The following is a 21,932-nucleotide window of genomic DNA, read 5'->3' on the forward strand; positions in this document are numbered from 1 at the left end:
AACAGTTGAGGATTTCAACAGAGCCACTTGACCAACTTCAGCAGAGTTACCGGAATGTATTAAGATGGGCATCTGTAGTACGACAAACAGGGCGGTCTGATGGTTGGTAATTCGGAGGATCAAGATGCTCTGCTCCCTCTATTTTTTGATATTGAACCGCACTCCGTTGGATATCGAATATCGTCTCCCCGTCCCGATCCACACGGCCGATCCCCTCTAATGACCACCCTTCGTTGACGATCTCCACCGGCTTTTCATCGGTTTCTGGAGTAGCGTCTGTTTCCGGATCGAACGAAGGGTTCGGGATAGCAACCGCCTCTACATCACTCTCTTCAGCATCAAACTCCCGGTCAATCAACTCGTTTGCACCCGTCGAGAAGCGAACCATTTGGGTACCAGTCGCCCAGCAGGATGCTCGGAAGATCAGCTCATCTACGTTCCTATCGAATAGCTCCTCTCCGTACGATCCAATGTACTCACCGATGTAGGATCCCAGATTTCCTACGTCCTCATACTGCTCGTATTCTTCGGGGGATAGATCTGTATCGACACGCCGAACGGAGATCGGACGATTGTCTGGATCAGGACTGTAGTAGTCATGTGCGTCCCGATGGGCAATATCGCAGACCCGAAGATGCGCATCGATAGCTGGATGGAAATCGGATTCATCGATCGCTCCGTCGACGAAAATCGCGATGTGGATATGCCCGTACCCGGTTTTGTGATGCTCAGCAACCAGAGCGTATTCCCACTCCTTACCGCTTAACGAATCGTATAGAGCGTGATAGACACCACGCCCTTCGTCAGGACGGAACGAGTTGACGACATCACGGAGATGATCGGCTGGACATCTCCACCCACCGCTTCCGTTGCGCGATGAGCCCGATAGGGTGAGCATCGCGACATGAAGATCATCGTATTCAGCCGTGATCTGTCGTTCGAGGGCTTTGATGCGAGCATAGTATTTATCACCGTAATTCGGCTGGTGAGAGTTCGTTAGCGGTGCGCGGACCCGCTCCCCATCGGGCGATTTGAACACACGATGGGCAGAGCGGTATCCATTGTACCAGGTGAGGAACGCCCGAAGCGTATTACTCCAGGTCGCAGAGCGGAATCCGTTGTCACCGTACTTTTCGACGGTCGCCTCTTCGCGAATTGATGTACCCTCCCGGACGGAGATGGGCCGGTTAGCCCGTTTGGGCATCTGGTCGATGAATTTATCGACAATTCTGTTCTTCTGTTTCCAGTAGTGCCTTCGTGAAGACGGTACATCGCCCGTCTCACCGCCCTCAGTGTTCGATGTACAGTTAGTCTTGGAAGGCCGAGAGCGCGACTCCCAATCTGGTGCGTGCGGACCCGTGATTGAGGTGGGATTACTCACAGCAACCACCCCGCACCGCACCACGCATCCCCCCTCCCTTCGGTCGGGGGGGTGCGCGGCGGCTTCCGTTGCGTGGGGGCAAGCCCCACGGACGGCTGGTCGAGCCGGTGCGCGCGCCTCGGGGCACTCGGCGCGCGTTCCGGGGTGCTCGCTCCTAAAGGTCGCTCGCACCCGGGCAACCCGGCTCTCCCGTTCCGCCGCTCGGAGGCAAGGACGGGGAGCAAACGCAGGCCCGAGTCAACCCCCACAAGGGGGGCTGACTCTGACACGTCGAGAGCAATCGACCCATCTACTTCGGAAAGGGTGGGCCGGTGGGTGGGTGGGTACAACCAGTGTTGACCGTATGGTTCGGTAGGGAGAACACCGAAAACCGACCGCAGGCGCGGGGGAGCGTTCAACGACTTGACGAACTCCAAAATGAGAGAGTCAGGTGTGGATTGAGAAACCCGTGATTCCGAGCGAGAGAGGTTCTGAGCCGTCGGTTTGAATAGAACCACTAAACCGACGGTTTTCGTACGAGCACGATGGGATTCGAACCCACGACCATCGGATTAGAAGTCCGACGCTCTATCCTGGCTGAGCTACGTGCCCTCGTGAGGTGAAAAGCGACCGTCGCTTAAAAACGACCGTGATTCGTGCCTCGATCGGTTATAAATCGTCGCGGCCGTCGCCGGCCCAACAGCAGACATAAGTCCGTCACGGGGGTAGCCGCGGGTGATGAACGTCTACGGAACCGTCGGCCTCCCCGGCAGCGGCAAGGGGGAGGCGGCGAACGTGGCCGAGGCGGCCGGCGTCCCCGTCGTCGTCATGGGCGACGTGATCCGCGAGGAGTGCCGACGACGCGGCCTCGACCCGGCCGAACACCACGGCCGTATCGCGGGCGTCCTCCGCGAGGAGGAGGGCGACGACGCCATCGCCGCCCGAACCCTCCCGCGCATCCGCGAGGCGGCCGCCGAGGGCGACGCCGACGCCGTCCTCGTCGACGGCCTGCGATCGACCGTCGAGTTGGCGCGCTTCCGGGAGGCCTTCGGCGACGACTTCACGCTCGTGGCGATCCACGCGCCCTTCGACCTCCGCGCCGAGCGCCTCGGCGACCGCGGCCGCGACGCCTCCGATTCGAACCTCGAAGCGCTCCGCGAGCGCGACGCCCGCGAACTCGATCTGGGCCTCGGCGAGACGCTCGACCGCGCCGACGTCGAGATCGACAACACCGGCACGCTCGCGGAGTTCCGCACCCGGATCCGCGAGCTGCTGGGCGTCGAGCCCGACGACCACGCGGACCCCGACGACTCCGCGGAGACTGCGGATGCCACGGAAACCGCGGACGCCGGAGGTGAGTCGGCGTGATCTACAGCGTCGACGTACGGATCGAGACGCCCGTCCGCGACACGGAGGTGACCGATCGGGTGATGGACGCGGTACGGAACGTCTTCGCGGACGCCGATTTAGTCCATTCGGACGGCCGACTCGTCGCGGAGACCCACACCCTTGACGGCTTCTCCGACGTGCTTCACGAACAGGAGATCCTCGACACCGCCCGTGGCGTGTTCCGGGAGAACGCCACCGACGAGGGCTTTCACTTCTCGTTGAAAAAGCAGGCGGCCTTCGAGGGGACGGTCAACTTCGCGGTCGGCGAGCCGGACGAACTGGGCGACATCGAGGTGACCGTCCGGGTGCGAGAACCCTCGGTCGCCGAGTTCATCGACTACGTCGCCCCCGAGACCGACGAGGGCCAGCCCGTCGACCCCGTCCGCGAGTACGGCGACCGATTCGACCCGGCCGATTACTGACGTCCGCGGCCGGTGGCGGCTCCGCCGACCGACGCCGTTTAGATGCCGGCCTCTGAACCGGGACGCATGGAGCCGGTCGACGACTGGCGGGCGGCGCTCCGGGACGCCGGCGAACTCACCGGACCGATAGCCGCCGGGATCGTCGAGGCCCACGGCGACCGCGGGAGTCGCGCGCTCGAAGCGGTCGCTGAGGAGCGCGTCAAACGCTATCGGGACTTCACCGTCGTCGTCGGCCACGAAGACGAGTACGTCGTCGAGGCGGGTCGGTGTACCTGTGCGGATGCGACCTACAACCTCGACCCGGAGAACCCCGAGGAGCGGTGTTGGCATGCCATCGCCGTCGACGTCGCGGAGGCGCTCGACGTGGTCGACCACCACGACATGTGGTATTCGGAGGTCCGTGAGTTCCTCTGAACCTCCCGCCAGTGGCGTCCTCCGTGGACCGTATCGTGACGTCCTCGGCGGACCGTATCGCATCGTTCGCGGGCCCGCAGGCCGGAAACGTTTAGAACGCCCCCCGGCTATCGGGAGCCATGGCGGACTGTCCACTCGCCGACGAATGCCCCAGTTTCGATGAGCGGATCCAGGGCATGGGGTGTCAACACTACGGCAACAAGGGCGGCGCCGAGTGGTGTAACCACTACGACATGCCGATCTACGAGCTGAAGGCCCAGCCCGTCCAGCCCGGCGAGGAGGTCGTCGTCGAGGTCGACGACATGCACGAAAGCGGCGCCGGCGTCGGTCGCACCGAGGACGGCTTCATCATCCTCGTCGATGGGTTACTCCCGCCGGCGCGCGCCCGTGTCTCGATCGATCGGGTGAAATCGAACCACGCGACCGCAAAGGAGATCGTCGAACGTCTCCCGGAGGAGGCCGAGGACGACGAGGACGCCGAGGAACCCGCCGACGAGGACGCCGACACCGGACGTGACCGGCCACGGCGTGCGGACCGTGAACGGCTCGGTAGCCGCGAGAACTTCTGGGGCAAGTAGCTCGTCCGTTACCGTCGCCGTTGCTTCCCCGCTCCTTTTGACCCCGCACCGCCTTCCATCCGGTATGGATGCAGACGATGCCCGTCCGGCGGACGCGGACGTGGCCGCCGATGAGGTCGATCCCGAGGCGATCGATCCCGACGCGCTGTTGGCGCGCGTGGGCTTCGACCCGGAGGCGAACGTCCTCACACGTCGACAGGCCGAGGTGCTCGCGCTCCGGGAACGCGGGCTGAGACAGTCGGACATCGCCGACTACCTCGGGACCTCCCGTGCGAACGTCTCCAGCGTCGAGGCGAGCGCCCGCGCCAACGTCGACCGCGCGAAGGAGACGATCGCCTTCGCGGAGGCGCTCTCGGCGCCGGTCCACGTCGAGATCGCCGCCGGCACCGACCTCTATGACGCGCCGAGACGGGTATATGACGCCTGCGATGAGGCGGGTGTGAAAGTGAACAAGACCGCACCGGATCTGATGAAGACGATCGGCGACCGCGCGGGCGACGCGGTCCGCGGCCGCGAGGTCAGACATCGGCTGTTCGTCACCGTCACCGACGAGGGGACGCTTCGCGTCAGGAAGCCGTGAGCGACGCCGATCGGCTGCGACTTGCGGTGACGACGGATGCCGAGACGCTCGAACGGATCCGTGATCCGCTCGCGACCCGTGGGATCGACGCCCGCCACCTCCCCGTCAAGGGTCGGTCGATCCCCGTCTCGGGGGGGATCCCGACAGACATCGCATCCGCGTTCGACGTCGGCTTCGTCTATCCCTCCCGCCTGATGGAGGGCGGCGCGCTCGATGCCCGGTTGGAGATCCCCTGGGTGAACGGCCGCGACGCCGTGGTGACCTCTCGGAACAAGGGAGGGGTGGTGGCCGCGCTCGATGCGGCCGACGTGCCGGTGCCGCGGACGACGATGATCTCGAACCCGGTCGATGAGGCGGTCGTCACCGAGGCGGTCGAACGGTTCTCGTTTCCGGTCGTGGTGAAGCCGAACTCGACGACACGCGGCATCGGGGTCGCGAAGGCGACCGACCTCGATTCGCTCCACGGCATCATCGACTACCTGAACCTCGTCCACGACTACCGCGCGACCGGCGACAAGTCGTATCTGCTTCAGGAGTACCTCCCGAACGCGACCGACTACCGCGTCATGGTGATCGACGGGACGTATGCCGGCGCGGTCGAGCGGCGACTCCCGCCGGATGCGCTCGCGGCGGGCCGCTGGAAACACAACGTCCACCGCGGGGCCGTCGCCCGCGGCGTCGACCTCGGGCCCGAAGCCCGAGCGCTCGCGGAACGGACGGCCCGGACGCTCGATATCGACTGGCTCGGCGTGGATCTGCTCGCCGTCGGCGACCGGGCGGCAGCACGTTCGGATGGCCACGAAGCGGACGACGGTCGTCTCCTCGTCAACGAGACGAACGCCCGACCGACCGTCGATGCGGCGACGAAGTACGAACCGGACTTTTACGACCGGCTTGCGGCGCTTGTTCGACGGATCGCCGCGGGCGACTGACCGGTAAGGATGCGTCGATCCGATCGAACGGTCCGTTCGGTTACGTACCCACCGCAGCGTCGCTACGTCTCCGTTCCGTCGAAATCGGGCTTCCGCTCGCCGGCCGGGATCGTCGTCTCCAACCAGTTCTCCTCGGGCGGAAGCGGACAGGAGAACGTCTCGCTGTACGCACAGAAGGGATTGTACGCGAGGTTGAAATCGATGGGTACGACGTCGCCGTCGGCGAGTTCGCTCGTCGGCTCCAACTCCATGTATCGGCCCCGTTCGTAGCTCTGTTGTCCGGTCGTCTTGTCCCGAAAGGGGACGAACAGCGCGCCGTCATCCCCCTCCTGCCGATATCCGGAGAGGGTGTGCTCCTCGGGACCGATCTCGAAACGGAACGTGATTTCCCGGAGGTATCGGACCGGATTCCCCGCCGTCGTTTCCATCTCGACGGGCTCCGGCTCGTCGTGGACCGTCACGGTCGCTTCGAGCCGGGAGGCGGGATCCGGGTCGAAGTACTGGAGGCCGTCAAACGCCTCGCGGCGCGCCGGTGGGATCGGCGACTGTGGATGCTCGGCGAAGAACTCGTCCTTCTCGCGGCGGTTCGCTCGAAGCTCGTCGACGTACTCGCTGGTCACGGCGGATCTGGACGAGCCACCGGTTTCAGTGGCCCGATCCCGTCTCGCTAGAGTGCGCGCAGGTCCTCAAGGCAGTCGTCGAGATCGCGCGTCGAGGTCGCGAGCGAGAAGCCATCGACCTGTGCGAGCGCGCCGGCGTGCTCCCAGAGGTTGTCCGCGTCGATCCCGTGGAGGATCACCGCGTTGGGGGTCGGGCTGACGACGCGCATCGCCACGAGCGGCGACTCCCCGCGGGTGACACGGGTGAACACGAGCACCCGGTTCGTCGACTGTCCGTAGAGGCGATAGAACTCCTCGCTCGAGAGGCGGGTGATCGCCTGAATGGAGTCGATGACGGTGTGGCCGTTGACGTGGTCGTGATCGCCGCGGACGACCTCCGTCGCCCCCATCGCCTCGTAGAACGTCTCAAGCGGGACGGCGGTGGTGTACTCCCGTAAATCGTGGACGATGTCGTTCTCGAAGCCCGCCGTGAGCACCCGGGCGTACTGCCGCAGTCGGCTCCCGCCCCGGCGCTCGTCGATGTCGAGCAGCCCCTCGACGGTCCGGCGGACGACGCCGATCCCGGGGCTTTCCCGGCGGCCGCTCTCGTAATCGGAGATCACGGACGAGGAGACGCCGAGCTGCTCTGCAAGCTCCGTCTGTGAGACGTCGAAGTCGGTCCGCCACTTTCGGAGGGTCGCGCCGGGGTCATCGCTGAGCGTGATCTCGCCGGCGATGCGGCGGGAGAGCTCCTCGCGTGCGGTCTCGCTCATCGCTGCAACCCACGCGTGACCGTTTCAAAAGGCTGTCGAACGATGGGTTCGTCACTCGACGTACAACGAGTAGACGATGACGGCGAAGCCGAGCGCCGTGAGCGTGCTGTCGATCGCGATCCCGACCGCGAGGTCCGTCCCGATGAACTGATGGGATACCCCTCCGATCACCGCGCCGACGGTGACGACCCCGAAGCCGAGCCCGAGCGCCCGAAGCGACTGATCGCCGGTTCGGCGGTACGCCCGGAGCGCGTAGTAGGTGATGCTCCCACCCAGAAGCAGGATGGCGGTCTTTGCGACGATGATTGCGAGTTCCACGTGCATGTCTATGTCTCCTCCCGAAGCTCGGACCACAGTTCCGCCAGCCGTTCGTCGCGCGTTCGGTCCGGACGGCTGAACTCGACGACGAGTTCGCGCTCCGGATCCGCTTCGACGCTGACGGTGATCGATTCGAAGCCGACCGCGTAGCGCGTCGTGTGCTGGCCGTCACGACGGATCTCCGTCGACTCCTCCAACAGCGAGGCGTCGGTGAGCTTCTCGAGTTTCCGGTAGGTCGTCGAGAGGGGGACCTCACACTCCTCGGAGAGCTCGCTCGCCGTCTTCGGCTCGGTGAGCGCCCGAATGAACCGCTGGGCGGCATCGTCCGCCAGCGCATCCAACACCGCCTCCGGCGACGGTGGCTCCTCGTCGCGCGACGGGTCCCGCACCATGGACACCGCTTCCGGCCGGGCGTTCTTAAAGGATCGAGTTTCCGCGTCGTCACCCGACTTCGTCCCGCCTCACGAACCGCTTCGATCGCAACGGGCGTTGCACTGGCCCGTCGAACACCTGTTGCACTGGCCCGTCGAACGCCTGTTGCACTGGCCCGTCGAACGCCTGTTGCACTGGCCCGTCGAACGCCTGTTGCACTGGCCCGTCGAACGCCTGTTGCACTGGCCCGTCGAATCATCCGTTACATCACCCGTCGCATCGACCCGCCAAGCCGTTCAGCATCTTTCGAGGTGGAGCCCCCGGCCTCAGGGAGCGAGGGCTTCCGACTGGTCGGAAGAACGAAGCGAGTAGGCCGGGGAGGAAGCCGACGTGCTGGGAAACAGCTACGGTGGCTTCTGCCACCTGACTCGCTATCCGATACATTTTTTCTGGGGGCCGCCGTGCAAACATCCAGTGATACCGTCGCACAAGTCGCCGGTATCACGGGCCGCAGTAGCCAGGCCCCCGAATGGTGGGGACGTTGACCCCGAAGGTCGTTCGGTACGGGAGAGGAACAACCTTCCTCCCCGGCGACAACTGACGGCGAGTCCCACATCAAAGCCCCTCCCTCCACGAGCGAGGTCGTAAGACCGAGCGAAGTAGGGAGGGGTCGGTTACCCGGAACCTGCTTCCGCGCCGGACAGTTCAGCGTACACCGGCCAGGAGGCGTCGCCGTCGGGCGGACTCGTCTCCTCGCCGTCGATGGCGACGCCCGCACCCCGCTCGACCGTTCCGACCACGGCCGCGGGCGTGTCCCGCGCCCGAAGCGTTTCGACCACCCGCTCCGCGTCGGCCGGCGCGACGGACGCGAGCAGGGTTCCCGAGGTCGTCGCCCGCCACGGAGCCATCCCCAGCGCTTGACAGACGGGCTCGACGCCCTCGGACACGGGGACGGCGTCGCGCTCGATCTCGAACCGGACCCCGCTCGCACCCGCGGTCTCGTGGAGCGCGCCGAGCAGTCCGCCCTCCGTCGCGTCGTGCATCGCGTGGACCTCCCCCGCGGCCGCCGCGGCGAGCGCGTCCTCGACCAATCGGACGTCATCCAGCCGTTCGGCGGCGACGGCGACCGTCTCGGGGTCGAGATCGGAAAGCGCCTCCGGAAAGAGCGAGGCGAACAGCCCCGTCGCCTCCACGGCGGGCCCCCGTGTCACGACGAGTCGGTCGCCCGGTCGCGCGCCGTCGGGGCGGACGATCCGCTCGGGGTCGCCGATCCCGAGGACGGTCGCCGCGCCAACCCATGGGAGCGTCGCGCCGGGATATCGGGCGGTGTGGCCCGTCGTGACGGCGATATCCAGTCGCCCACACTCCTCGCTTATCGCCCGCCAGATGCTGGCGAAGTCGTCGTCGTCGAACGTCGTCGGCAACGCGAAGGCGATCGAGAGGTGTGAGGGGGCGATCCCGGAGACGGCGACGTCCGAGAGGGCGATGTGGAGCGCGAACCGCCCCGCCCGCTCGAAGCCGAGCGCGGGGAGCATCGAGATCGGATCCGTCGCAACCACGACCGCCGGCGATTCCTCGGCACCCTGAACGGCGTTCGGCGCTATCACCCCGAAATCACAGCCGTGGGCGGGCCCGAGCGTCACGTCGGAGCGGTCGGCACCCAGGTTCGGTCGGATCCGCTCCTCGAAAAACCGCCGTCCGATCTTGCCGTCGCTCATGCCGATGGATTCCGCCGGTCGAGCAAAACGATTCGGTTCGGAACCGGCACGGGGCGGAACGCCCCCTCAGTCGTCGTCTTCGAGCGCCTGCGCGATCCGCTGGAGCTGTCGGGTCGCATCGCGGACCTCATCGCGGAGCTGCCGGACCTCACGGACGAGCTCCTCGTTGCCCGCGTCGCCGCCGCGCTCCTCGCGTGCGCCCGGACCGCCACCCATGCCCGGCGGGCCGCCGCCCATGCCGCCGGGGCCGCCGGGGCCGCCGCCCATCATCCCCGACATCATCTGTGCGAAGGGGTTACCGCCACCGCCCATCCCCGGGCCGCCGCCCATGCCGCCGGGGCCGCCGCCCATCATCTCCTCGGGGTCGGGGCGGTCGCCCTCCTCGCGCTCCTTCTCGCGTCGCTTGCGGATCTCCTCGACGCGCTCGCGGAAGGACTTCTCCTCGTCGTTGTCGCCCTCGCTTCCGTCTTCGCCCCCGCCTCCCCCGCCGTCGTTCTCAACGTCCGAACCCGTCGGCTCGTCGTCCGATGCGTCCTGTGCGTCCGCCGCCGGATCGTCGTCGTTCGCCATGGCTGGGCTTCGACGGGCCGGCCGAAAAGGGTTGTCGCTCCGGCACGGGCGGTGGTGGGGTGGTCTCGACGCACACTCCACACCGACTCAGTCGTGTCCGGAGACCCGAACCGGCTCGTAGGGCTCCTCCAGCCACTCGATGTCGGACTCCGAGAGGTCGATATCGAGCGCCTCGACGGCGTCCTCTAAGTGCTCGACGCTGGAGGTTCCGACGATCGGCGTGTCGACCCAGTCCTTATGAAGGAGCCACGCGAGCGCGATCTGGGCCATCTTCACGCCCTTCTCCTCGGCCAGTTCCTCGACGCGGGCGTTGACCTCGGGGCCGCCGCCCTCGCGATAGGGGTGTTCGTACATCCGCTTCTCCGTCCGGCCACGGAGCGTCGAATCGACCGCCCCGTCGGGACGGGTGAGATACCCGCGGGCCAGCGGGCTCCACGGCATCACGCCGATCCCCTCCTTCGCACACAGCGGGAGCATCTCGCGCTCCTCCTCGCGATAGACGAGATTGTAGTGGTTCTGCATCGAAACGAACCGGTCGGTGCCCAGCCGGTCGCTCGCGTGTAACGCCCCGGCGAACTCGTGGGCCCACATCGAGGACGCGCCGAGATACCGAACCTGCCCGCGTCGGACGAAGTCGTCGAGGACGCCGAGCGTCTCCTCGATCGGGGTGTCGTGATCGAGGCGGTGGATCTGATAGAGGTCGATCGTCTCCATGCCGAGGCGATCGAGGCTGTTTTGCAGCTCCTGTTCGAGCGCCTTTCGCGAGAGGCCGCCGGAGTTCGGGTTCGACTCGTCCATCCGGAAGTAGCCCTTCGTCGCGACGACCGCCTCCTCACGATGGCCCGAAAGGGCCTTCCCGAGGATACGCTCGGACTCGCCCTTCGAGTACATATTGGCGGTATCGAAGAAGTTGATCCCGAGTTCCAACGCCCGCTCGACGAGTTCGATCCCCTCCTCCTCGCCGAGGACCCACTCGCGCCAGTCGGGGTCGCCGAAGCTCATACAGCCGAGACAGATGCGCGAGACGGTCATGCCGGTGGACCCGAGCGTCGTGTACTCCATGCGGACCACTCCGCACGAACCCTCAAAAAGGTAGGTTCGGCCGGTGGGCACGTCGAGGAAACGTCATCCCGCCCGCGACGTCCGCCGCTTACTCGCTTTTAAACGAGGCGGTGTAGACGAGGAACGCGCCCGTGAGCAGCACGAACGAGAGGAAGGTGACGAGCGCGAGAACGTTCGCGACCGGGTCGAGCGGGTTTAAAAACTCCTGACCGGTCGTATCGAGCACCAAGACCGCGAGGAGGGCGGCGATCAGGCCGAGCAGCCAGTTCGTCAACAGATCGTCCATACCCCTCCCCTCACTCGGATCGAATAAAAAGCCCGTGGGGAGACGATCCCGTCCACCCCCGCGATTATGTCGCTGGCGGCCCTTCCTCGCATGTGAGCGACGACGTCACCGCCTGGCTGCTCGGCGACCAGCTTAACCCGACCCTCGACGTGCTCGCCGACGCCGACCGCGTCCTGTTGATCGAAGCGCACGGCTTCGCCGACCGCCGGCCCTATCACGCCCACAAGCTGACGCTGGTCTTCTCGGCGATGCGCCACTTCCGCGACGACCTCCGAAACCGCGGGCACGACGTCACCTACCTGAAACGTGATTCCTTCGGCGACGCGCTCGGAGCGTTCCTCGCCGATCGGCCCGAAACCACGCTCCGACTCATGTGCCCCGCGAGCCACGGCGCGGCCGAGCGACTGGAAGCCCTGGTCGACGAGCATGGCGGCCACCTCGACCTCGTGGAGAACGAGTGTTTCCTCACGACGCCCGCAGACTGGCGCGAGTGGACCGGCGAGCACGAGCCGGGCCGAACCTACCGACAGGAGCACTGGTACCGCCACGCCCGCCGGGAGACGGGGATTTTGATGGACGGCGACGAGCCGATCGGCGGCGAGTGGAACTACGACGAGTATAACCAGGAGACGCCACCCGAGGGATGGAGACCGCCGGAGACGCCACGCTTCGAACCGGACGCGCTCACGCGTGAGACCCACGAATGGGTGACCGATCGCTTCGACACGTGGGGAACCGACGACCTCGACGGCTTCGCGTGGCCGACCACGCGCGCGGACGCGCTCGACGCGCTTGAGGATTTCATCGAGCGACGCCTCCCCGCATTCGGGCGGTATCAGGACGCCCTCGTCGCCGGCGAACCCTTCCTCGCACATTCGTTGTGCTCGCCGGCGATCAACCTCGGGCTGTTGCACCCGATGGAAGCGATCGAAGCCGTCGAGGCCGCCTACGCGGAGCGCGGCGTGGATCCGGGGGCGTTCGATCCCGCGGGGGACGGGACCGGCGTGGGTGGAACCGGGGACACGACCGCGACGACGCTCGCGGCGTTTGGTGGCGATGAGTCATCCGCGGATACCGACACCACGCTCCCGCCGGTCCCGCTCAACGCCGCGGAAGGCTTTATCAGACAGGTCCTCGGCTGGCGGGAGTTCATGCGACACGTCTACCGGGAGACGATGCCCGAGTTGGCGCGGGCGAACCAACTCGACCAGGCGCGCGACCTGCCCCCGGCCTACTGGGACGGCGAGACGGGGATGACCTGTCTCTCGGAGGCCGTCGGACACGTCCGCGAGTACGGCTACGCACACCACATCGAGCGGCTGATGGTCCTCTCGAACTTCGCGCTGCTCTACGGGGCCGATCCGGCGGAGCTGAACGAGTGGTTCCACCTCGGCTTCGTCGATGCCTATCACTGGGTGACGACACCGAACGTCGTCGCGATGGGCTCGTTCGGCACCGACGTGCTCTCCTCGAAGCCGTACGCCTCATCGGGGAACTACGTGAACCGGATGAGCGACTACTGCTCGGACTGTCCGTACACGGTCTCCCGGACGACCGGCGAGGGGGCCTGCCCGTTCAACGCGCTCTACTGGGACTTTTTAACGGAGAACGAGGAGTTCCTCCGTGGGACGGGTCGGATGGGGCTGATGTACAGCCACGTCGACCGCAAGGACGACGAGGAGTGGGAAGCGATCCGCGAGCGCGCCGCGACCGTTCGGGAGCGGGCGGCCGCGGGCGATTTATAAGGGCGGCCGTTCGGTCCGCGTTGCCCGCCCGTGATCACTTCATCCCGAACATCCGCATCGTCGAGTCGGCGACGCCCTTCGCGATGAGCGCCAGTCCGGAGAGGAGGATCATCACGCCCGCGCCGATGACCGGATCATAGACCGTCAGGAGCGCCACGGCGAGAAAGACGACGAGCACGCCGAGGATCCCTTCGAGCCCGAGAGTATCGCGCATGTCGTGACGCTCGACCCGCCGCCAGTTAAAAACGACCGCTCCCGACGCGGAGGGCGGTGTTTTTATTCTCTGACCCGCGTATCGCCGCGTACGCATGAGCGACGGAGACGGTCGACGTGACCTCCGGATGCCAGAGGACGATGAGGTGTTCGCCGAGGTCGTAGAGATGCTCGGGGCGAACCGCGTCACGGTCCGCTGTGCGGATGGGACCGAACGGACCGCACGGATCCCGGGCCGAATGCAAAAGCGGGTCTGGATCCGCGAGGGCGACATCGTGCTCGTCGACCCGTGGGACTGGCAGGACGAGAAGGCCGATATCACGTGGCGCTACGAGCAGAACGAGGCGGATCAGCTCCGTGAGGAAGGCCATCTTTAACTCGGACCGACCGATTCACTCGATCCGCTCGGCGACGCCGACGAGGGTCTCGCCGGCGATGACGGTCGACTCCCGCGTGATCGAGTAGACGATCCCGTCGCGGTCGGCGGTCGCGGTCTGGAGCACCTCGAAGGTCGTCGGATCGTACACCTCACCGACCGGGTCACCCTCGGCGATCTCGTCGCCGATCGCGAGCCCATCGACGACCGAAAAGAGCCCGGAGTCGGCCGCGCGCACCCGCCCGAGGTGGTTGCGTGCGAGCGTCCCGTCCCACGGATCCGGGTCGCCCGCGAGGAGGTCCCGCTCGCGAAGGACGCCGAGCATCCCCTCGACGCCGACGGCGACGGCTTCCGGAACGATCTCGCGGCTGTGTGCCAACTCGGGGGTGATCGTGGGGATCCCCTCGCGAGTGGCGGCGACGCGGAACTTCCCACTGAAGCCGCGTTCGGCCCACTCCACGTCGGCGTCGTCGCCCGCGGACTCCGCGAGCAGGAGGTCGGTGCCGAACGCCTCCGCGAGCGTCCGGCAGTCGTCATTCCCGCGCATGTAGACGGTGTGGGTGCGCATCGACGGCGACCCGGTGTGCAGGTCGACGATGGCGTCCGCCCGGCTCGCGAACGGCCAGAGCCGGGCGGCCATCCGCTCGTGAAGCGTCCCGTCGGGGTCGCCCGGCCAGCAGCGGTTCATGTTCGGGTTCACCGAATCGAGGCGCTCCGGCGTCGTGTACGAGACGTGATCGAAGGTGAGCGGGTCCGCGACCGGGACCGTCACGAGCGTCCCCGCGAGGTCTGTGGCGCGTTCGTCCGTCCCATCCGCGGCGTCGCCATCCCCCGTCAGCCGCTCGTGGAGCCGCCTGAGGACCGCCGTCCCGTTCACCTCGCGGCCGTGTTGTGCCGCCTGCGCGTAGACGACCGGATCGCCGTCGGGAACCGAGAGCGTCGGGCCGTCCTCGCCGTCGACAAGCGAGCCCGTCCCGTAGACGTGGACGGTCGTTCGGATCGGCACGCCGGAGGGGAGCCGAGCGAGCGTGAGGGTACGCGCGTCGTGCATACACGTCACTCGCGCCGTGCGGATTTATAAACCCGGTTCGGTGGACGTTTCGCCGGTTCGACGCGCGACACCGGCCCGCTTCACTCCCGCTGGTGGACCCAGAACTCCTCGCGCTCCGTCGTCTCCTTTTTAAATATCGGCACCTCGTCCTTCAGCCGGTTGATCCCGTCCTCGACGGTCCGGAACGCCTCCTCGCGGTGTCCGGCGAGCACGACGACGAAGACGATGTCCTCGCCCGCTTCGATCACCCCGGTGCGATGATGCATGAGGACCTCGAAGACGCCCGGCCGGTCGGTGAGTTCCTCGGAAATGGCGTCCATTCGCTCGCGGGCGACGCCCTCGTACTTCTCGAACGCGAGGTGGCTCGTCCGGTCGTCGTCGGGGGCGTCCTTCGCGCGAACCCGTCCGGTAAACGTCGCGATCGCCCCGGAACGCTCCTCGCCCGCGGCCTCGCGGACGCGCTCGGTCAGCTCCTCGACGGTGATCCACGGCTCCGCATCCGCGAGTGACGCCACGAGGTCGTCGAGGTCGACCGTCTCGGCCGACGTCGCGGTCACGATGACCGTCCCGGGGACGTCCTCGGCCCCCCTCTCGTCCCCGAGCAGCACCGTCGGCACCCGAAGCCGGCTGTAGCCGACGGCGACACAGTAGTCGTGATCCGGCGCGACCCGGTCGAGGACCGTATCGAAGCCGTCGGCGCGGCCGGTGCCGCTCCAGGTTCCGTCCGGCGAGAGCGAGAGTTCCGTGGCGACCGGCTCCGATTCGGCGTCAAGAAGCGTCGTCCCCGAGACGCCGCCGTCCGTCGACGTCACACCGGGGGACGGATCGTCGGTTGGCCCGGCGTCGGCCCGAGTGACGACGGCGACACGGCCATCCAGTCGCTCGACGAGGCGATCGGCGAGGCGATCCGCGTCGGGACCGAGGATCGAGATCGGTTGCATATCCGAACGGCGGGCATCCAGCGGCTTAGGCGTTTCCCGCGGGGCTCGGGTCCACCCGAAACCGCTCCGTTTACCGCCCTCGTCGCCGCTTAATAATCCTTAAGCCCGCGACCGGGTTAGCCCACGCCAATGAGAGTCGTCGTTTCCATCGGCGGGAGCGTGCTCGCGCCGGATCTCGATCCGGACCGGGTCGCCGCCCACGCCGAGGCGCTCGAACGGCTGGCGGCGGACGGGTGTGAGCTGGGCGTCGTCGTCGGCGGGGGCGGCGTCGCACGCGAGTATATCGAGGCGGGCCGCGCCCTCGGCGCGAACGAGGTCGAACTCGACCAGCTCGGGATCGACACGACTCGGCTGAACGCCCGGCTGCTGATCGCCGCGCTCGACGGCCGCGGCAACCTCTCGCCGGCGACGGACTACGACGAGGCGGCGGCGGCGCTGCGCCGTGGCGAGGTATCGGTGATGGGCGGGCTCGTCCCGGGCCAGACCACGGACGCGGTGGCGGCCGGCTTCGCGGAGGCGGTCGACGCGGATCTGCTCGTCTACGCGACGAGCGCGGACGGCGTCTACGACGTCGACCCGAACGTCCACGCGGACGCCGCCCGCTTCGACGAGATGACGCCGGCGGAACTCGTCGACGTCGTCCTCCCGATGAGTCGTGACGCCGGTGCCTCCGCGCCGGTCGATCTGCTCGCCGCGAAGCTCATCGACCGCGCGAGGATCCGATCGGTCGTCCTCGACGGCAGCGACCCCACAGCCGTCGTCGATGCGGTCCTCAGCGGAGAGCACACCGGGACCGACGTCGTCCCCGAGGGGACCGATGCGCCGAGCTACTGGAGGGACCGAGCATGAGCGACGACTCCCCGCATACCGATAGCCCACATGACGACTCCCCGCATGTCCTCTCGACGCGCGCGGTCGGATCGGCGGACGAGACGAGCGACGAAGGGGTGGAGGCGGGCGAGTTCCACGCCTTCTGGGCGGACGAGGTCGCCGACATCATCGAGGCGCGCGAGCCGGACGAGCCGATCGTGATCAAAGGCGGGGTCTCCCCGTCCGGGGTCGCCCACCTCGGCAACGTCAACGAAGTCATGCGCGGCTACTTCGTCGCCGAGGTGTTGCGCGAGCGCGGCTACGAGGTTCGGCAGGTGTTCACCTCCGACGACAAGGACCCACTCCGAAAGCTCCCGCGGAAGCTCGCGAACGCCGACGGCGAAATCGTCGGCCTCGGCGACGTCGACGCGGGTGCGCTCGGGCGCAACCTCGGAAAGCCCTACACCGCGATCCCCGATCCCTTCGGCGAACGGGAGTCGTACGCGGCGCACTTCGCGGCGTTGTTGCAGGCGGATGCCGACCGGCTCGGCGTGCCGGTCGAGATGATCTCGAACACCGAGCTGTACGCCGAGGGGGCCTTCGACGACGCGATCCGGACGGTACTCTCCGACCTCGATGGGGTCCGGGAGACCCTGTCGGCGTATCAGGACAAGGTCGACGACTCCTACGTCCCGTTCAACCCGATCTGTGGCGATTGTGGGAAAGTGACTGAAACGGTGACCGCGGTCGACCTCGAGACCGAGACGGTCGAGTACGCCTGTACGGACATGACCGTCGGCGGCGACGTCATCGCCGGCTGTGACCATGAGGGGACGGCCACCTTCCGCGAGGGGAAGCTCCCATGGCGGCTCGAATGGCCGGCGCAGTGGGACGTCCTCGGGGTCGACTTCGAGCCGTTCGGCAAGGATCACGCCGAGGGATCGTGGCCCTCAGGGGTCGACATCGCGCGAAACGTCTTCGGGGTCGAGCCGCCGGTGCCGATGGTCTACGAGTGGTTCACGCTGGACGGCGAGGCGCTCTCCTCCTCGGCGGGCAACGTCATCACCGTCCCCGAGCTGCTCGAGCTGTTGGAGCCGGTGGTCGTCCGCTACTTCTTCGCGCTCCACCCGAAGAAGGCCCGTGACCTCGACATCGCGCGACTCGACCAGCTCGTCGACCGATTCGACCGGTTCGAGCGCGCCGCCGCCGGCGAGGTCAACGACGAGGAATTGACCGCCTTCGCCGAACGGGCCTATCCGTTCGTCGCCGGCGAGGAGCCACGCGCGGAGCGGGTTCGGCTTCCCTACACGTTCGCGGCCGTGCTGGGAATGGTCGATGACCCGGCGCTTCGCGAGCAGCTCGCCCGCGACGAGGGACATATCCAGGAGGACACGCCCGCGTGGGCGGTCGAGGAGGCGCTCGAACGCGTCGAGCGTGCGCGGACGTGGGCGGAGCGGACGGACAACGAGTACAACTATCGGCTTCAGACCGACCTCCCGGACGTCTCCTTCGAGGACGACGTCGCGGCCGCGCTGGACGACCTCGCGGCGTTCGTTGAAGCCGGCCACGACGGCGAGGCGATCCAGAGCGAGATGTACGAGACGGCCCGCGCACACGACCTCGAGGTCGGCGAGTTCTTCGAGGCCGGCTATCGGCTCTTCTTCGACGATACGCAGGGGCCCAGACTCGGCGAGTTCCTCGGGGAATTGGAGCGTGAATACGTCGTCGCAAGGCTCCGTCGCGAGGCGTAGATGCCCGAGGACCGATCGCTCGATGAGTTCATCGATGCGGGCGCGGGGAGCGATAACGACGATCCGGTCGACGGTGAAGACGATTCGATCGACGAGGTGGGTTCCGAGAGGGACGGTTCGGAGCACCCCGAGAGGGACGGTTCGGAGCCCCCTGATGACGGCGTCATCCCGGCGCGGTCGACATCGACGTGGACGTCCGGTGGAGTTGCCTGTCCCCGATGCGGGACGGTCGTCGAGCGCCGCTGGATCGACGACGACGAAGCCGTCTGTGCCGACTGTTTTCAGTGGTGAGTGCCGGCCGGCGCCCGCATCCTCCTCGACGATGAAAGCTTAATACCCGTCCGGTGCATCGGTTGATTACACGCCTCACCCATTCATTTCAAGTAGAATATATGATGAACGATACCCCGAGCGTCCCCCTCGATCGGCCCGCCGCCGCCATCGCGGGTGGGTATCTCCTCCTCGCAACGGGTTGGGTGGTTCTCACGGATCTGGCGTTTGCCTCGATGTCTCCGGGGTTCCAGCCGCTGGATCCGACCCGCCTGCTGTACGCGTGGACGCTCGTCGCCGTCTCGACGCTCGGCGTCTATCTCGTCGCCATCCGGTATCGTCGTCGTGCTGGGGCCGTCCGCAGCGACCTCGCGATCTCGAACCAACAGCTCCAGGTATTAAGTCGGGTGTTCAGACACAACGTGCGGAACGACCTCAACGTCGTTCGCGGCTACACACACCTCATCGAGGACCGCGTGGACGACGAGGAGGTCCGACGCCACCTCGAAACGATCCGCGAGACGACCGACGACGTCGTCGCGATCAGCGAGAAGCTAAGTGTCGTCGAGGAGACGTCGCCGCGTACCCCCTCGGGACGTGTCGACCTCGTGAATATCGTCGACGACGCGGTCGAGGACTTCGAGGATGAGGACGTCGACATCACCGTCATCGCGCCATCCGAGGCCTGGATACGTGCGGATAGCTCCGTGCGCTATCCGGTCCGGGAGGTCTTCGAGAACGCGATCGCTCACAACGACAAGCCGACCTGTCGGGTCGATGCCCGGATCGACGTCAACGGGACGGCGACGTATCTCGAGGTCCGCGATAACGGTCCGGGGATCCCCGAAAACGAACGCCAAGTGCTTCAAGCCGAAGAGGAGACGCCGCTGTCACACGCGAGCAGCATCGGCCTCTGGCTCGTGAAGTGGATGTGCGAGCTTCACGGGGGGACCGTCAGGTTCGACGCCTCCGATGACGGGACGACCGTCCGCCTTCGGTTCAACGCGCTCGCCGACGATCCGATCGATTTCGCACCGTCCGCGGGGTAACCGTTCCGCGGTGAATCGCCCCGGCGCTTCGGCTTGTCGGTGAAGAGAATCGGAAAACTGAGAGTTGAAACCACACGGCGTCGCCCGCACGGCGACGACCGGATGTCGCGGACCTTACTCCAGTTCAGTGATCGTCACCGCGTAGACCGCCCCACAGTTGCCACACTCGACGTGGACGCCGTGGCTGGTCTGTCCACGCGTGAACTCGGAGATCTCCTCCGAACACGAGCACTCGAACTGGACTTTCATCGCTTATCCTTACGTGGATGTCATACTTAAAACCGAGTATTGTCTCTCAGTAACTGATAACCGGTCGTCCGTTCAGCGCCGCTCAGTCGTTGTCGACGATGACCTCGACCGGGCCATCGTTATCATCCGTTTCATCGACCGTTCCGACCGATTCCCCGCTCTGTTTGCCCTGCCAGTAGAGCCCGGCGGCGACGGCGAGGACGACCCATGATCGCCAATTCGCAAGATTGAGTGTGTAGCCGATTCCGAACGGCTTCTCGACCAGCATGCCCTTTCCGGGCTGCCAGTACGAGGACAACAGCCGGCCGAGGCTCGGTCGTTCGAAGTTGTACGGGATGCCGAATATCTCTCCCGAGGATGGTTTCTCGTCCATACGCGTCCCTTCATCCGCCGAGAACGTGAATGTTCCCCCGCGGCGGTCTGGAGATCACCCGTACCGGTGCCTCCGTACACCTCACCGATACCGTCCCCGACGCTCCACGTCGCGGAGCCGATCCAGCGTCTCCGTGCCGGCGACGCGTCGATACCCCGTCTCGAACGCCTCGATTGACGGGTCCGGATCCGTCGCCGTCGCCCGGACCGATCCCTCGAAGACGTGGAGGTCCATCGCGTGGTCCTCCACGTGGCCGCTGTGATAGCCCAATCCGAAGTCGATGAGAAACGTCGCGGGCGACTCGGCCGTCGCTACCGTATCGACACGCACGTTTCTGATCGTCGGATCGCCGTGGACGATGCCCGCGCGGTGCAGCCGCGCCAGAAGTGCGCCGACCGTTCCCATCCGATCGGTCGACGGTGCGTCCGCGAGATCGTCGTCCCCGACGTACTGCAGCGTGAGCGTCGCGTTCGCGACGTCGACGTCGTAGACGAGCGGAGTCGGCACACCGGCGCGCCTGGCCTCGCTCGTCAGCCGTGCCTCGGCGACGGTTCGGTCCCGACGTATCGACGCATCGAGACGCGGATGTCGGTACGCCTTCGGCACCCGGCGTTTGATCACCCGGGGCTTCCCGCCGTCGGGATCGGGCGCGACACGCACGACCGCCTCGGCCCCGCGCTCGGGTTTCCCCCCGGGGCCACCGCCGGCTGCCTTGTCCCGTCCAACGGACGGATCGCCGGCCCGCCACGTCACCGGGACGTCGTCCGGCCGGAAGTTCGGGTCAACCCCCGAATCGGCGATCGGCATGGTGTCGTCGACCTCTGCCATCTTCGCCCCGAGGACGGCGATCATCCCCGCGTTATCGCGGAGCAGTCGCGGCTCGGGCGCAAAGAACGTCGCGCCGCGCTCGCGACACATCGTCTCGAGCATTTCCCGAAGCCGCTCGTTCTGGCCGACGCCGCCGCCGAGGACGAGTTCGTCCGCGCCCGTGAGCGAGAGCGCCCGTTCGGAGACCTCCGTGAGCATCGCGAAGACGTGTTCTTGAAGCGCGTGACAGATCCCGGGAACCGCGACGCCGTCGTCGTACGCGTCGTTGGCCGCGGAGCTGATCCCGGAAAACGAGAAGTCCATCCCCTTCACGACGTACGGCAGTTCGAGCAGCTCGTCGGGATCGGCCTCCGCGGCCGCCACCTCGACCTTCGGGCCGCCTGGATGGTTCCAGCCGATATGGCGGGTGAACTTGTCGATGGCGTTGCCGACCCCGGCGTCCATCGTCTCGCCGAGTACCCGATAGCGCCCGTCGTGATAGCCGAGCAGGTGGGCGTTCGCGCCGGAGGCGTTCAGACAGACGGGATTGTCGAACCCCGACTCGTGGCGACCGATCTCGAGATGTGCGACCATGTGGTTGACGCCGACGAGCGGGACCGCGAGCGTCCCGGCGAGCGCCCGCGCGGCGGTCCCGACGGTCCGCAGACAGGGGCCCAACCCCGGTCCCCGTGAGAAGGCGACGACGTCGATCGCGTCGGGGCCGTACCGTTCCTCCGCGTGCGTCAGCACCCGATCGATCACCGTCGGGATCGCCTCAGTCATGTGCTCTGCGGCCTCACGTGGATGAATGCCGCCGCTCTCCGGCTCGTAGGGATCGGATTCGATGTGTATCTCGTCGCTCTCGGCGTCGTACAGGGCGGCGCTCGCACACCACGCCGTCCCCTCGATGCCGAGAACCCGCAT

27 protein-coding genes and 1 tRNA gene are annotated in these 21,932 nt (G+C 66.7%); 12 read left to right on the forward strand and 16 right to left on the reverse strand.

Going from position 1 to position 21,932, the window contains the following annotated elements:
* Nucleotides 1-46 precede the first annotated feature (46 nt).
* Entirely contained in the window at nucleotides 47-1,381 is a 1,335-nt protein-coding gene (locus CHB65_RS06150; RefSeq protein ID WP_245809912.1) for a replication protein, read from the reverse strand.
* 516 nt (nucleotides 1,382-1,897) lie between these two features.
* Nucleotides 1,898-1,972, reverse strand: a tRNA-Arg gene (locus CHB65_RS06155).
* A 126-nt stretch (nucleotides 1,973-2,098) separates the two neighbouring features.
* On the opposite strand from CHB65_RS06155, the gene CHB65_RS06160 reads away from it, so the two are divergent.
* The 6 genes from CHB65_RS06160 (at nucleotide 2,099) to CHB65_RS06185 (ending at nucleotide 5,675) form a co-directional block, all read left to right on the forward strand.
* The gene (locus CHB65_RS06160) at nucleotides 2,099-2,728 is read left to right on the forward strand and encodes an AAA family ATPase (protein WP_089384182.1); all 630 of its coding nucleotides are present in this window, start codon (nucleotides 2,099-2,101) and stop codon (nucleotides 2,726-2,728) included.
* On the forward strand, nucleotides 2,725-3,171 hold the full coding sequence (locus CHB65_RS06165) for an RNA-binding domain-containing protein (RefSeq protein WP_089384183.1): 447 nt from the start codon (nucleotides 2,725-2,727) through the stop codon (nucleotides 3,169-3,171). The genes CHB65_RS06160 and CHB65_RS06165 overlap by 4 nt, the downstream gene beginning before the upstream one ends.
* Nucleotides 3,172-3,237: 66 nt before the next feature.
* On the forward strand, nucleotides 3,238-3,585 hold the full coding sequence (locus tag CHB65_RS06170; RefSeq protein WP_089384184.1) for a hypothetical protein: 348 nt from the start codon (nucleotides 3,238-3,240) through the stop codon (nucleotides 3,583-3,585).
* A gap of 119 nt (nucleotides 3,586-3,704) precedes the next feature.
* Nucleotides 3,705-4,163: a TRAM domain-containing protein gene (locus CHB65_RS06175; protein ID WP_089384185.1), complete on the forward strand. Its 459-nt coding sequence runs from the start codon at nucleotides 3,705-3,707 to the stop codon at nucleotides 4,161-4,163.
* Between the two features lie 64 nt (nucleotides 4,164-4,227).
* Nucleotides 4,228-4,743, forward strand: a complete 516-nt coding sequence (locus tag CHB65_RS06180) for a Tfx family DNA-binding protein (protein WP_089384186.1) — start codon at nucleotides 4,228-4,230, stop codon at nucleotides 4,741-4,743.
* Nucleotides 4,740-5,675 carry an ATP-grasp domain-containing protein gene (locus CHB65_RS06185; RefSeq protein WP_245809913.1) on the forward strand — a complete coding sequence of 312 codons (936 nt, stop codon included), beginning with the start codon at nucleotides 4,740-4,742 and terminating at the stop codon, nucleotides 5,673-5,675. Before CHB65_RS06180 ends, CHB65_RS06185 begins: the two co-directional genes overlap by 4 nt.
* 62 nt (nucleotides 5,676-5,737) lie before the next feature.
* Here CHB65_RS06185 and CHB65_RS06190 read toward each other — a convergent pair whose 3' ends face one another.
* The 8 genes from CHB65_RS06190 to CHB65_RS06230 form a co-directional block, all read right to left on the reverse strand.
* Nucleotides 5,738-6,295 carry a DUF1684 domain-containing protein gene (locus tag CHB65_RS06190; RefSeq protein ID WP_089384187.1) on the reverse strand — a complete coding sequence of 186 codons (558 nt, stop codon included), beginning with the start codon at nucleotides 6,293-6,295 and terminating at the stop codon, nucleotides 5,738-5,740.
* A 47-nt stretch (nucleotides 6,296-6,342) separates the two neighbouring features.
* Nucleotides 6,343-7,047: a helix-turn-helix domain-containing protein gene (locus CHB65_RS06195; protein WP_089384188.1), complete on the reverse strand. Its 705-nt coding sequence runs from the start codon at nucleotides 7,045-7,047 to the stop codon at nucleotides 6,343-6,345.
* Between the two features lie 51 nt (nucleotides 7,048-7,098).
* On the reverse strand, nucleotides 7,099-7,371 hold the full coding sequence (locus CHB65_RS06200; protein ID WP_394335410.1) for a DUF7521 family protein: 273 nt from the start codon (nucleotides 7,369-7,371) through the stop codon (nucleotides 7,099-7,101).
* A 2-nt stretch (nucleotides 7,372-7,373) separates the two neighbouring features.
* A complete protein-coding gene (locus CHB65_RS06205; RefSeq protein ID WP_089384189.1) occupies nucleotides 7,374-7,757 on the reverse strand; it encodes a winged helix-turn-helix domain-containing protein in 384 nt (127 codons plus the stop codon).
* Between the two features lie 654 nt (nucleotides 7,758-8,411).
* Nucleotides 8,412-9,455, reverse strand: coding sequence for an AIR synthase family protein (locus tag CHB65_RS06215; RefSeq protein WP_089384190.1), 1,044 nt, complete (start codon nucleotides 9,453-9,455; stop codon nucleotides 8,412-8,414).
* A 66-nt stretch (nucleotides 9,456-9,521) separates the two neighbouring features.
* A complete protein-coding gene (locus CHB65_RS06220; RefSeq protein WP_089384191.1) occupies nucleotides 9,522-10,025 on the reverse strand; it encodes a hypothetical protein in 504 nt (167 codons plus the stop codon).
* A gap of 87 nt (nucleotides 10,026-10,112) precedes the next feature.
* Entirely contained in the window at nucleotides 10,113-11,087 is a 975-nt protein-coding gene (locus tag CHB65_RS06225) for an aldo/keto reductase (protein WP_089384192.1), read from the reverse strand.
* Between the two features lie 88 nt (nucleotides 11,088-11,175).
* Nucleotides 11,176-11,373: a hypothetical protein gene (locus CHB65_RS06230; RefSeq protein WP_089384193.1), complete on the reverse strand. Its 198-nt coding sequence runs from the start codon at nucleotides 11,371-11,373 to the stop codon at nucleotides 11,176-11,178.
* A 92-nt stretch (nucleotides 11,374-11,465) separates the two neighbouring features.
* On the opposite strand from CHB65_RS06230, the gene CHB65_RS06235 reads away from it, so the two are divergent.
* Nucleotides 11,466-13,118: a cryptochrome/photolyase family protein gene (locus tag CHB65_RS06235; protein ID WP_089384194.1), complete on the forward strand. Its 1,653-nt coding sequence runs from the start codon at nucleotides 11,466-11,468 to the stop codon at nucleotides 13,116-13,118.
* Between the two features lie 34 nt (nucleotides 13,119-13,152).
* Here CHB65_RS06235 and CHB65_RS06240 read toward each other — a convergent pair whose 3' ends face one another.
* On the reverse strand, nucleotides 13,153-13,332 hold the full coding sequence (locus CHB65_RS06240) for a DUF7470 family protein (protein WP_089384195.1): 180 nt from the start codon (nucleotides 13,330-13,332) through the stop codon (nucleotides 13,153-13,155).
* Between the two features lie 94 nt (nucleotides 13,333-13,426).
* Between CHB65_RS06240 and eif1A the strand changes: the two genes are divergently transcribed.
* Nucleotides 13,427-13,708, forward strand: a complete 282-nt coding sequence (gene eif1A, locus CHB65_RS06245) for a translation initiation factor eIF-1A (RefSeq protein WP_089384196.1) — start codon at nucleotides 13,427-13,429, stop codon at nucleotides 13,706-13,708.
* Nucleotides 13,709-13,723: 15 nt separating this feature from the next.
* Here eif1A and CHB65_RS06250 read toward each other — a convergent pair whose 3' ends face one another.
* Nucleotides 13,724-14,758 (reverse strand): succinylglutamate desuccinylase/aspartoacylase family protein, encoded by a 1,035-nt coding sequence (locus CHB65_RS06250; RefSeq protein WP_089384197.1) that lies wholly within the window; start codon nucleotides 14,756-14,758, stop codon nucleotides 13,724-13,726.
* 80 nt (nucleotides 14,759-14,838) lie between these two features.
* Nucleotides 14,839-15,699 (reverse strand): molybdopterin synthase, encoded by an 861-nt coding sequence (locus CHB65_RS06255; RefSeq protein WP_089384198.1) that lies wholly within the window; start codon nucleotides 15,697-15,699, stop codon nucleotides 14,839-14,841.
* Nucleotides 15,700-15,828: 129 nt separating this feature from the next.
* Between CHB65_RS06255 and pyrH the strand changes: the two genes are divergently transcribed.
* From pyrH to CHB65_RS06275, 4 genes are all read left to right on the forward strand, one after another.
* Nucleotides 15,829-16,548: a UMP kinase gene (gene pyrH / locus CHB65_RS06260; RefSeq protein WP_089384199.1), complete on the forward strand. Its 720-nt coding sequence runs from the start codon at nucleotides 15,829-15,831 to the stop codon at nucleotides 16,546-16,548.
* A complete protein-coding gene (gene lysS / locus CHB65_RS06265; protein ID WP_089384200.1) occupies nucleotides 16,545-18,260 on the forward strand; it encodes a lysine--tRNA ligase in 1,716 nt (571 codons plus the stop codon). Before pyrH ends, lysS begins: the two co-directional genes overlap by 4 nt.
* Nucleotides 18,261-18,551: a DUF7573 domain-containing protein gene (locus tag CHB65_RS06270; RefSeq protein WP_089384201.1), complete on the forward strand. Its 291-nt coding sequence runs from the start codon at nucleotides 18,261-18,263 to the stop codon at nucleotides 18,549-18,551.
* A gap of 104 nt (nucleotides 18,552-18,655) precedes the next feature.
* The gene (locus tag CHB65_RS06275) at nucleotides 18,656-19,579 is read left to right on the forward strand and encodes a sensor histidine kinase (protein WP_089384280.1); all 924 of its coding nucleotides are present in this window, start codon (nucleotides 18,656-18,658) and stop codon (nucleotides 19,577-19,579) included.
* A gap of 114 nt (nucleotides 19,580-19,693) precedes the next feature.
* Here the strand turns inward: CHB65_RS06275 and CHB65_RS17880 are convergent, their stop codons facing one another.
* From CHB65_RS17880 to CHB65_RS06285, 3 genes are all read right to left on the reverse strand, one after another.
* Complete coding sequence (locus CHB65_RS17880; protein ID WP_281251553.1) at nucleotides 19,694-19,828, reverse strand: hypothetical protein; 135 nt, start codon at nucleotides 19,826-19,828, stop codon at nucleotides 19,694-19,696.
* An 82-nt stretch (nucleotides 19,829-19,910) separates the two neighbouring features.
* Nucleotides 19,911-20,201, reverse strand: coding sequence for a DUF5808 domain-containing protein (locus CHB65_RS06280; protein WP_089384202.1), 291 nt, complete (start codon nucleotides 20,199-20,201; stop codon nucleotides 19,911-19,913).
* A gap of 81 nt (nucleotides 20,202-20,282) precedes the next feature.
* On the reverse strand, nucleotides 20,283-21,932 hold the full coding sequence (locus CHB65_RS06285; RefSeq protein ID WP_089384203.1) for a bifunctional N(6)-L-threonylcarbamoyladenine synthase/serine/threonine protein kinase: 1,650 nt from the start codon (nucleotides 21,930-21,932) through the stop codon (nucleotides 20,283-20,285).

The organism is Halorubrum vacuolatum (assembly GCF_900188065.1).
In the GTDB taxonomy this organism is placed as follows: domain Archaea; phylum Halobacteriota; class Halobacteria; order Halobacteriales; family Haloferacaceae; genus Halorubrum; species Halorubrum vacuolatum.

Excerpts from the sequence above, each read along its gene's own strand:
- CHB65_RS06160 (WP_089384182.1), top strand. The coding sequence starts at position 2,099 with ATGAACGTCTACGGAACCGTCGGCCTCCCCGGCAGCGGCAAGGGGGAG.
- CHB65_RS06170 (WP_089384184.1), top strand. The coding sequence starts at position 3,238 with ATGGAGCCGGTCGACGACTGGCGGGCGGCGCTCCGGGACGCCGGCGAA.
- CHB65_RS06175 (WP_089384185.1), top strand. The coding sequence starts at position 3,705 with ATGGCGGACTGTCCACTCGCCGACGAATGCCCCAGTTTCGATGAGCGG.
- CHB65_RS06180 (WP_089384186.1), top strand. The coding sequence starts at position 4,228 with ATGGATGCAGACGATGCCCGTCCGGCGGACGCGGACGTGGCCGCCGAT.
- CHB65_RS06195 (WP_089384188.1), bottom strand. The coding sequence starts at position 7,047 with ATGAGCGAGACCGCACGCGAGGAGCTCTCCCGCCGCATCGCCGGCGAG.
- CHB65_RS06200 (WP_394335410.1), bottom strand. The coding sequence starts at position 7,371 with ATGCACGTGGAACTCGCAATCATCGTCGCAAAGACCGCCATCCTGCTT.
- CHB65_RS06205 (WP_089384189.1), bottom strand. The coding sequence starts at position 7,757 with ATGGTGCGGGACCCGTCGCGCGACGAGGAGCCACCGTCGCCGGAGGCG.
- CHB65_RS06215 (WP_089384190.1), bottom strand. The coding sequence starts at position 9,455 with ATGAGCGACGGCAAGATCGGACGGCGGTTTTTCGAGGAGCGGATCCGA.
- CHB65_RS06220 (WP_089384191.1), bottom strand. The coding sequence starts at position 10,025 with ATGGCGAACGACGACGATCCGGCGGCGGACGCACAGGACGCATCGGAC.
- CHB65_RS06225 (WP_089384192.1), bottom strand. The coding sequence starts at position 11,087 with ATGGAGTACACGACGCTCGGGTCCACCGGCATGACCGTCTCGCGCATC.
- CHB65_RS06230 (WP_089384193.1), bottom strand. The coding sequence starts at position 11,373 with ATGGACGATCTGTTGACGAACTGGCTGCTCGGCCTGATCGCCGCCCTC.
- CHB65_RS06240 (WP_089384195.1), bottom strand. The coding sequence starts at position 13,332 with ATGCGCGATACTCTCGGGCTCGAAGGGATCCTCGGCGTGCTCGTCGTC.
- eif1A (WP_089384196.1), top strand. The coding sequence starts at position 13,427 with ATGAGCGACGGAGACGGTCGACGTGACCTCCGGATGCCAGAGGACGAT.
- CHB65_RS06250 (WP_089384197.1), bottom strand. The coding sequence starts at position 14,758 with ATGCACGACGCGCGTACCCTCACGCTCGCTCGGCTCCCCTCCGGCGTG.
- CHB65_RS06255 (WP_089384198.1), bottom strand. The coding sequence starts at position 15,699 with ATGCAACCGATCTCGATCCTCGGTCCCGACGCGGATCGCCTCGCCGAT.
- pyrH (WP_089384199.1), top strand. The coding sequence starts at position 15,829 with ATGAGAGTCGTCGTTTCCATCGGCGGGAGCGTGCTCGCGCCGGATCTC.
- lysS (WP_089384200.1), top strand. The coding sequence starts at position 16,545 with ATGAGCGACGACTCCCCGCATACCGATAGCCCACATGACGACTCCCCG.
- CHB65_RS06270 (WP_089384201.1), top strand. The coding sequence starts at position 18,261 with ATGCCCGAGGACCGATCGCTCGATGAGTTCATCGATGCGGGCGCGGGG.
- CHB65_RS06275 (WP_089384280.1), top strand. The coding sequence starts at position 18,656 with ATGAACGATACCCCGAGCGTCCCCCTCGATCGGCCCGCCGCCGCCATC.
- CHB65_RS17880 (WP_281251553.1), bottom strand. The coding sequence starts at position 19,828 with ATGAAAGTCCAGTTCGAGTGCTCGTGTTCGGAGGAGATCTCCGAGTTC.
- CHB65_RS06280 (WP_089384202.1), bottom strand. The coding sequence starts at position 20,201 with ATGGACGAGAAACCATCCTCGGGAGAGATATTCGGCATCCCGTACAAC.
- CHB65_RS06285 (WP_089384203.1), bottom strand. The coding sequence starts at position 21,932 with ATGCGGGTTCTCGGCATCGAGGGGACGGCGTGGTGTGCGAGCGCCGCC.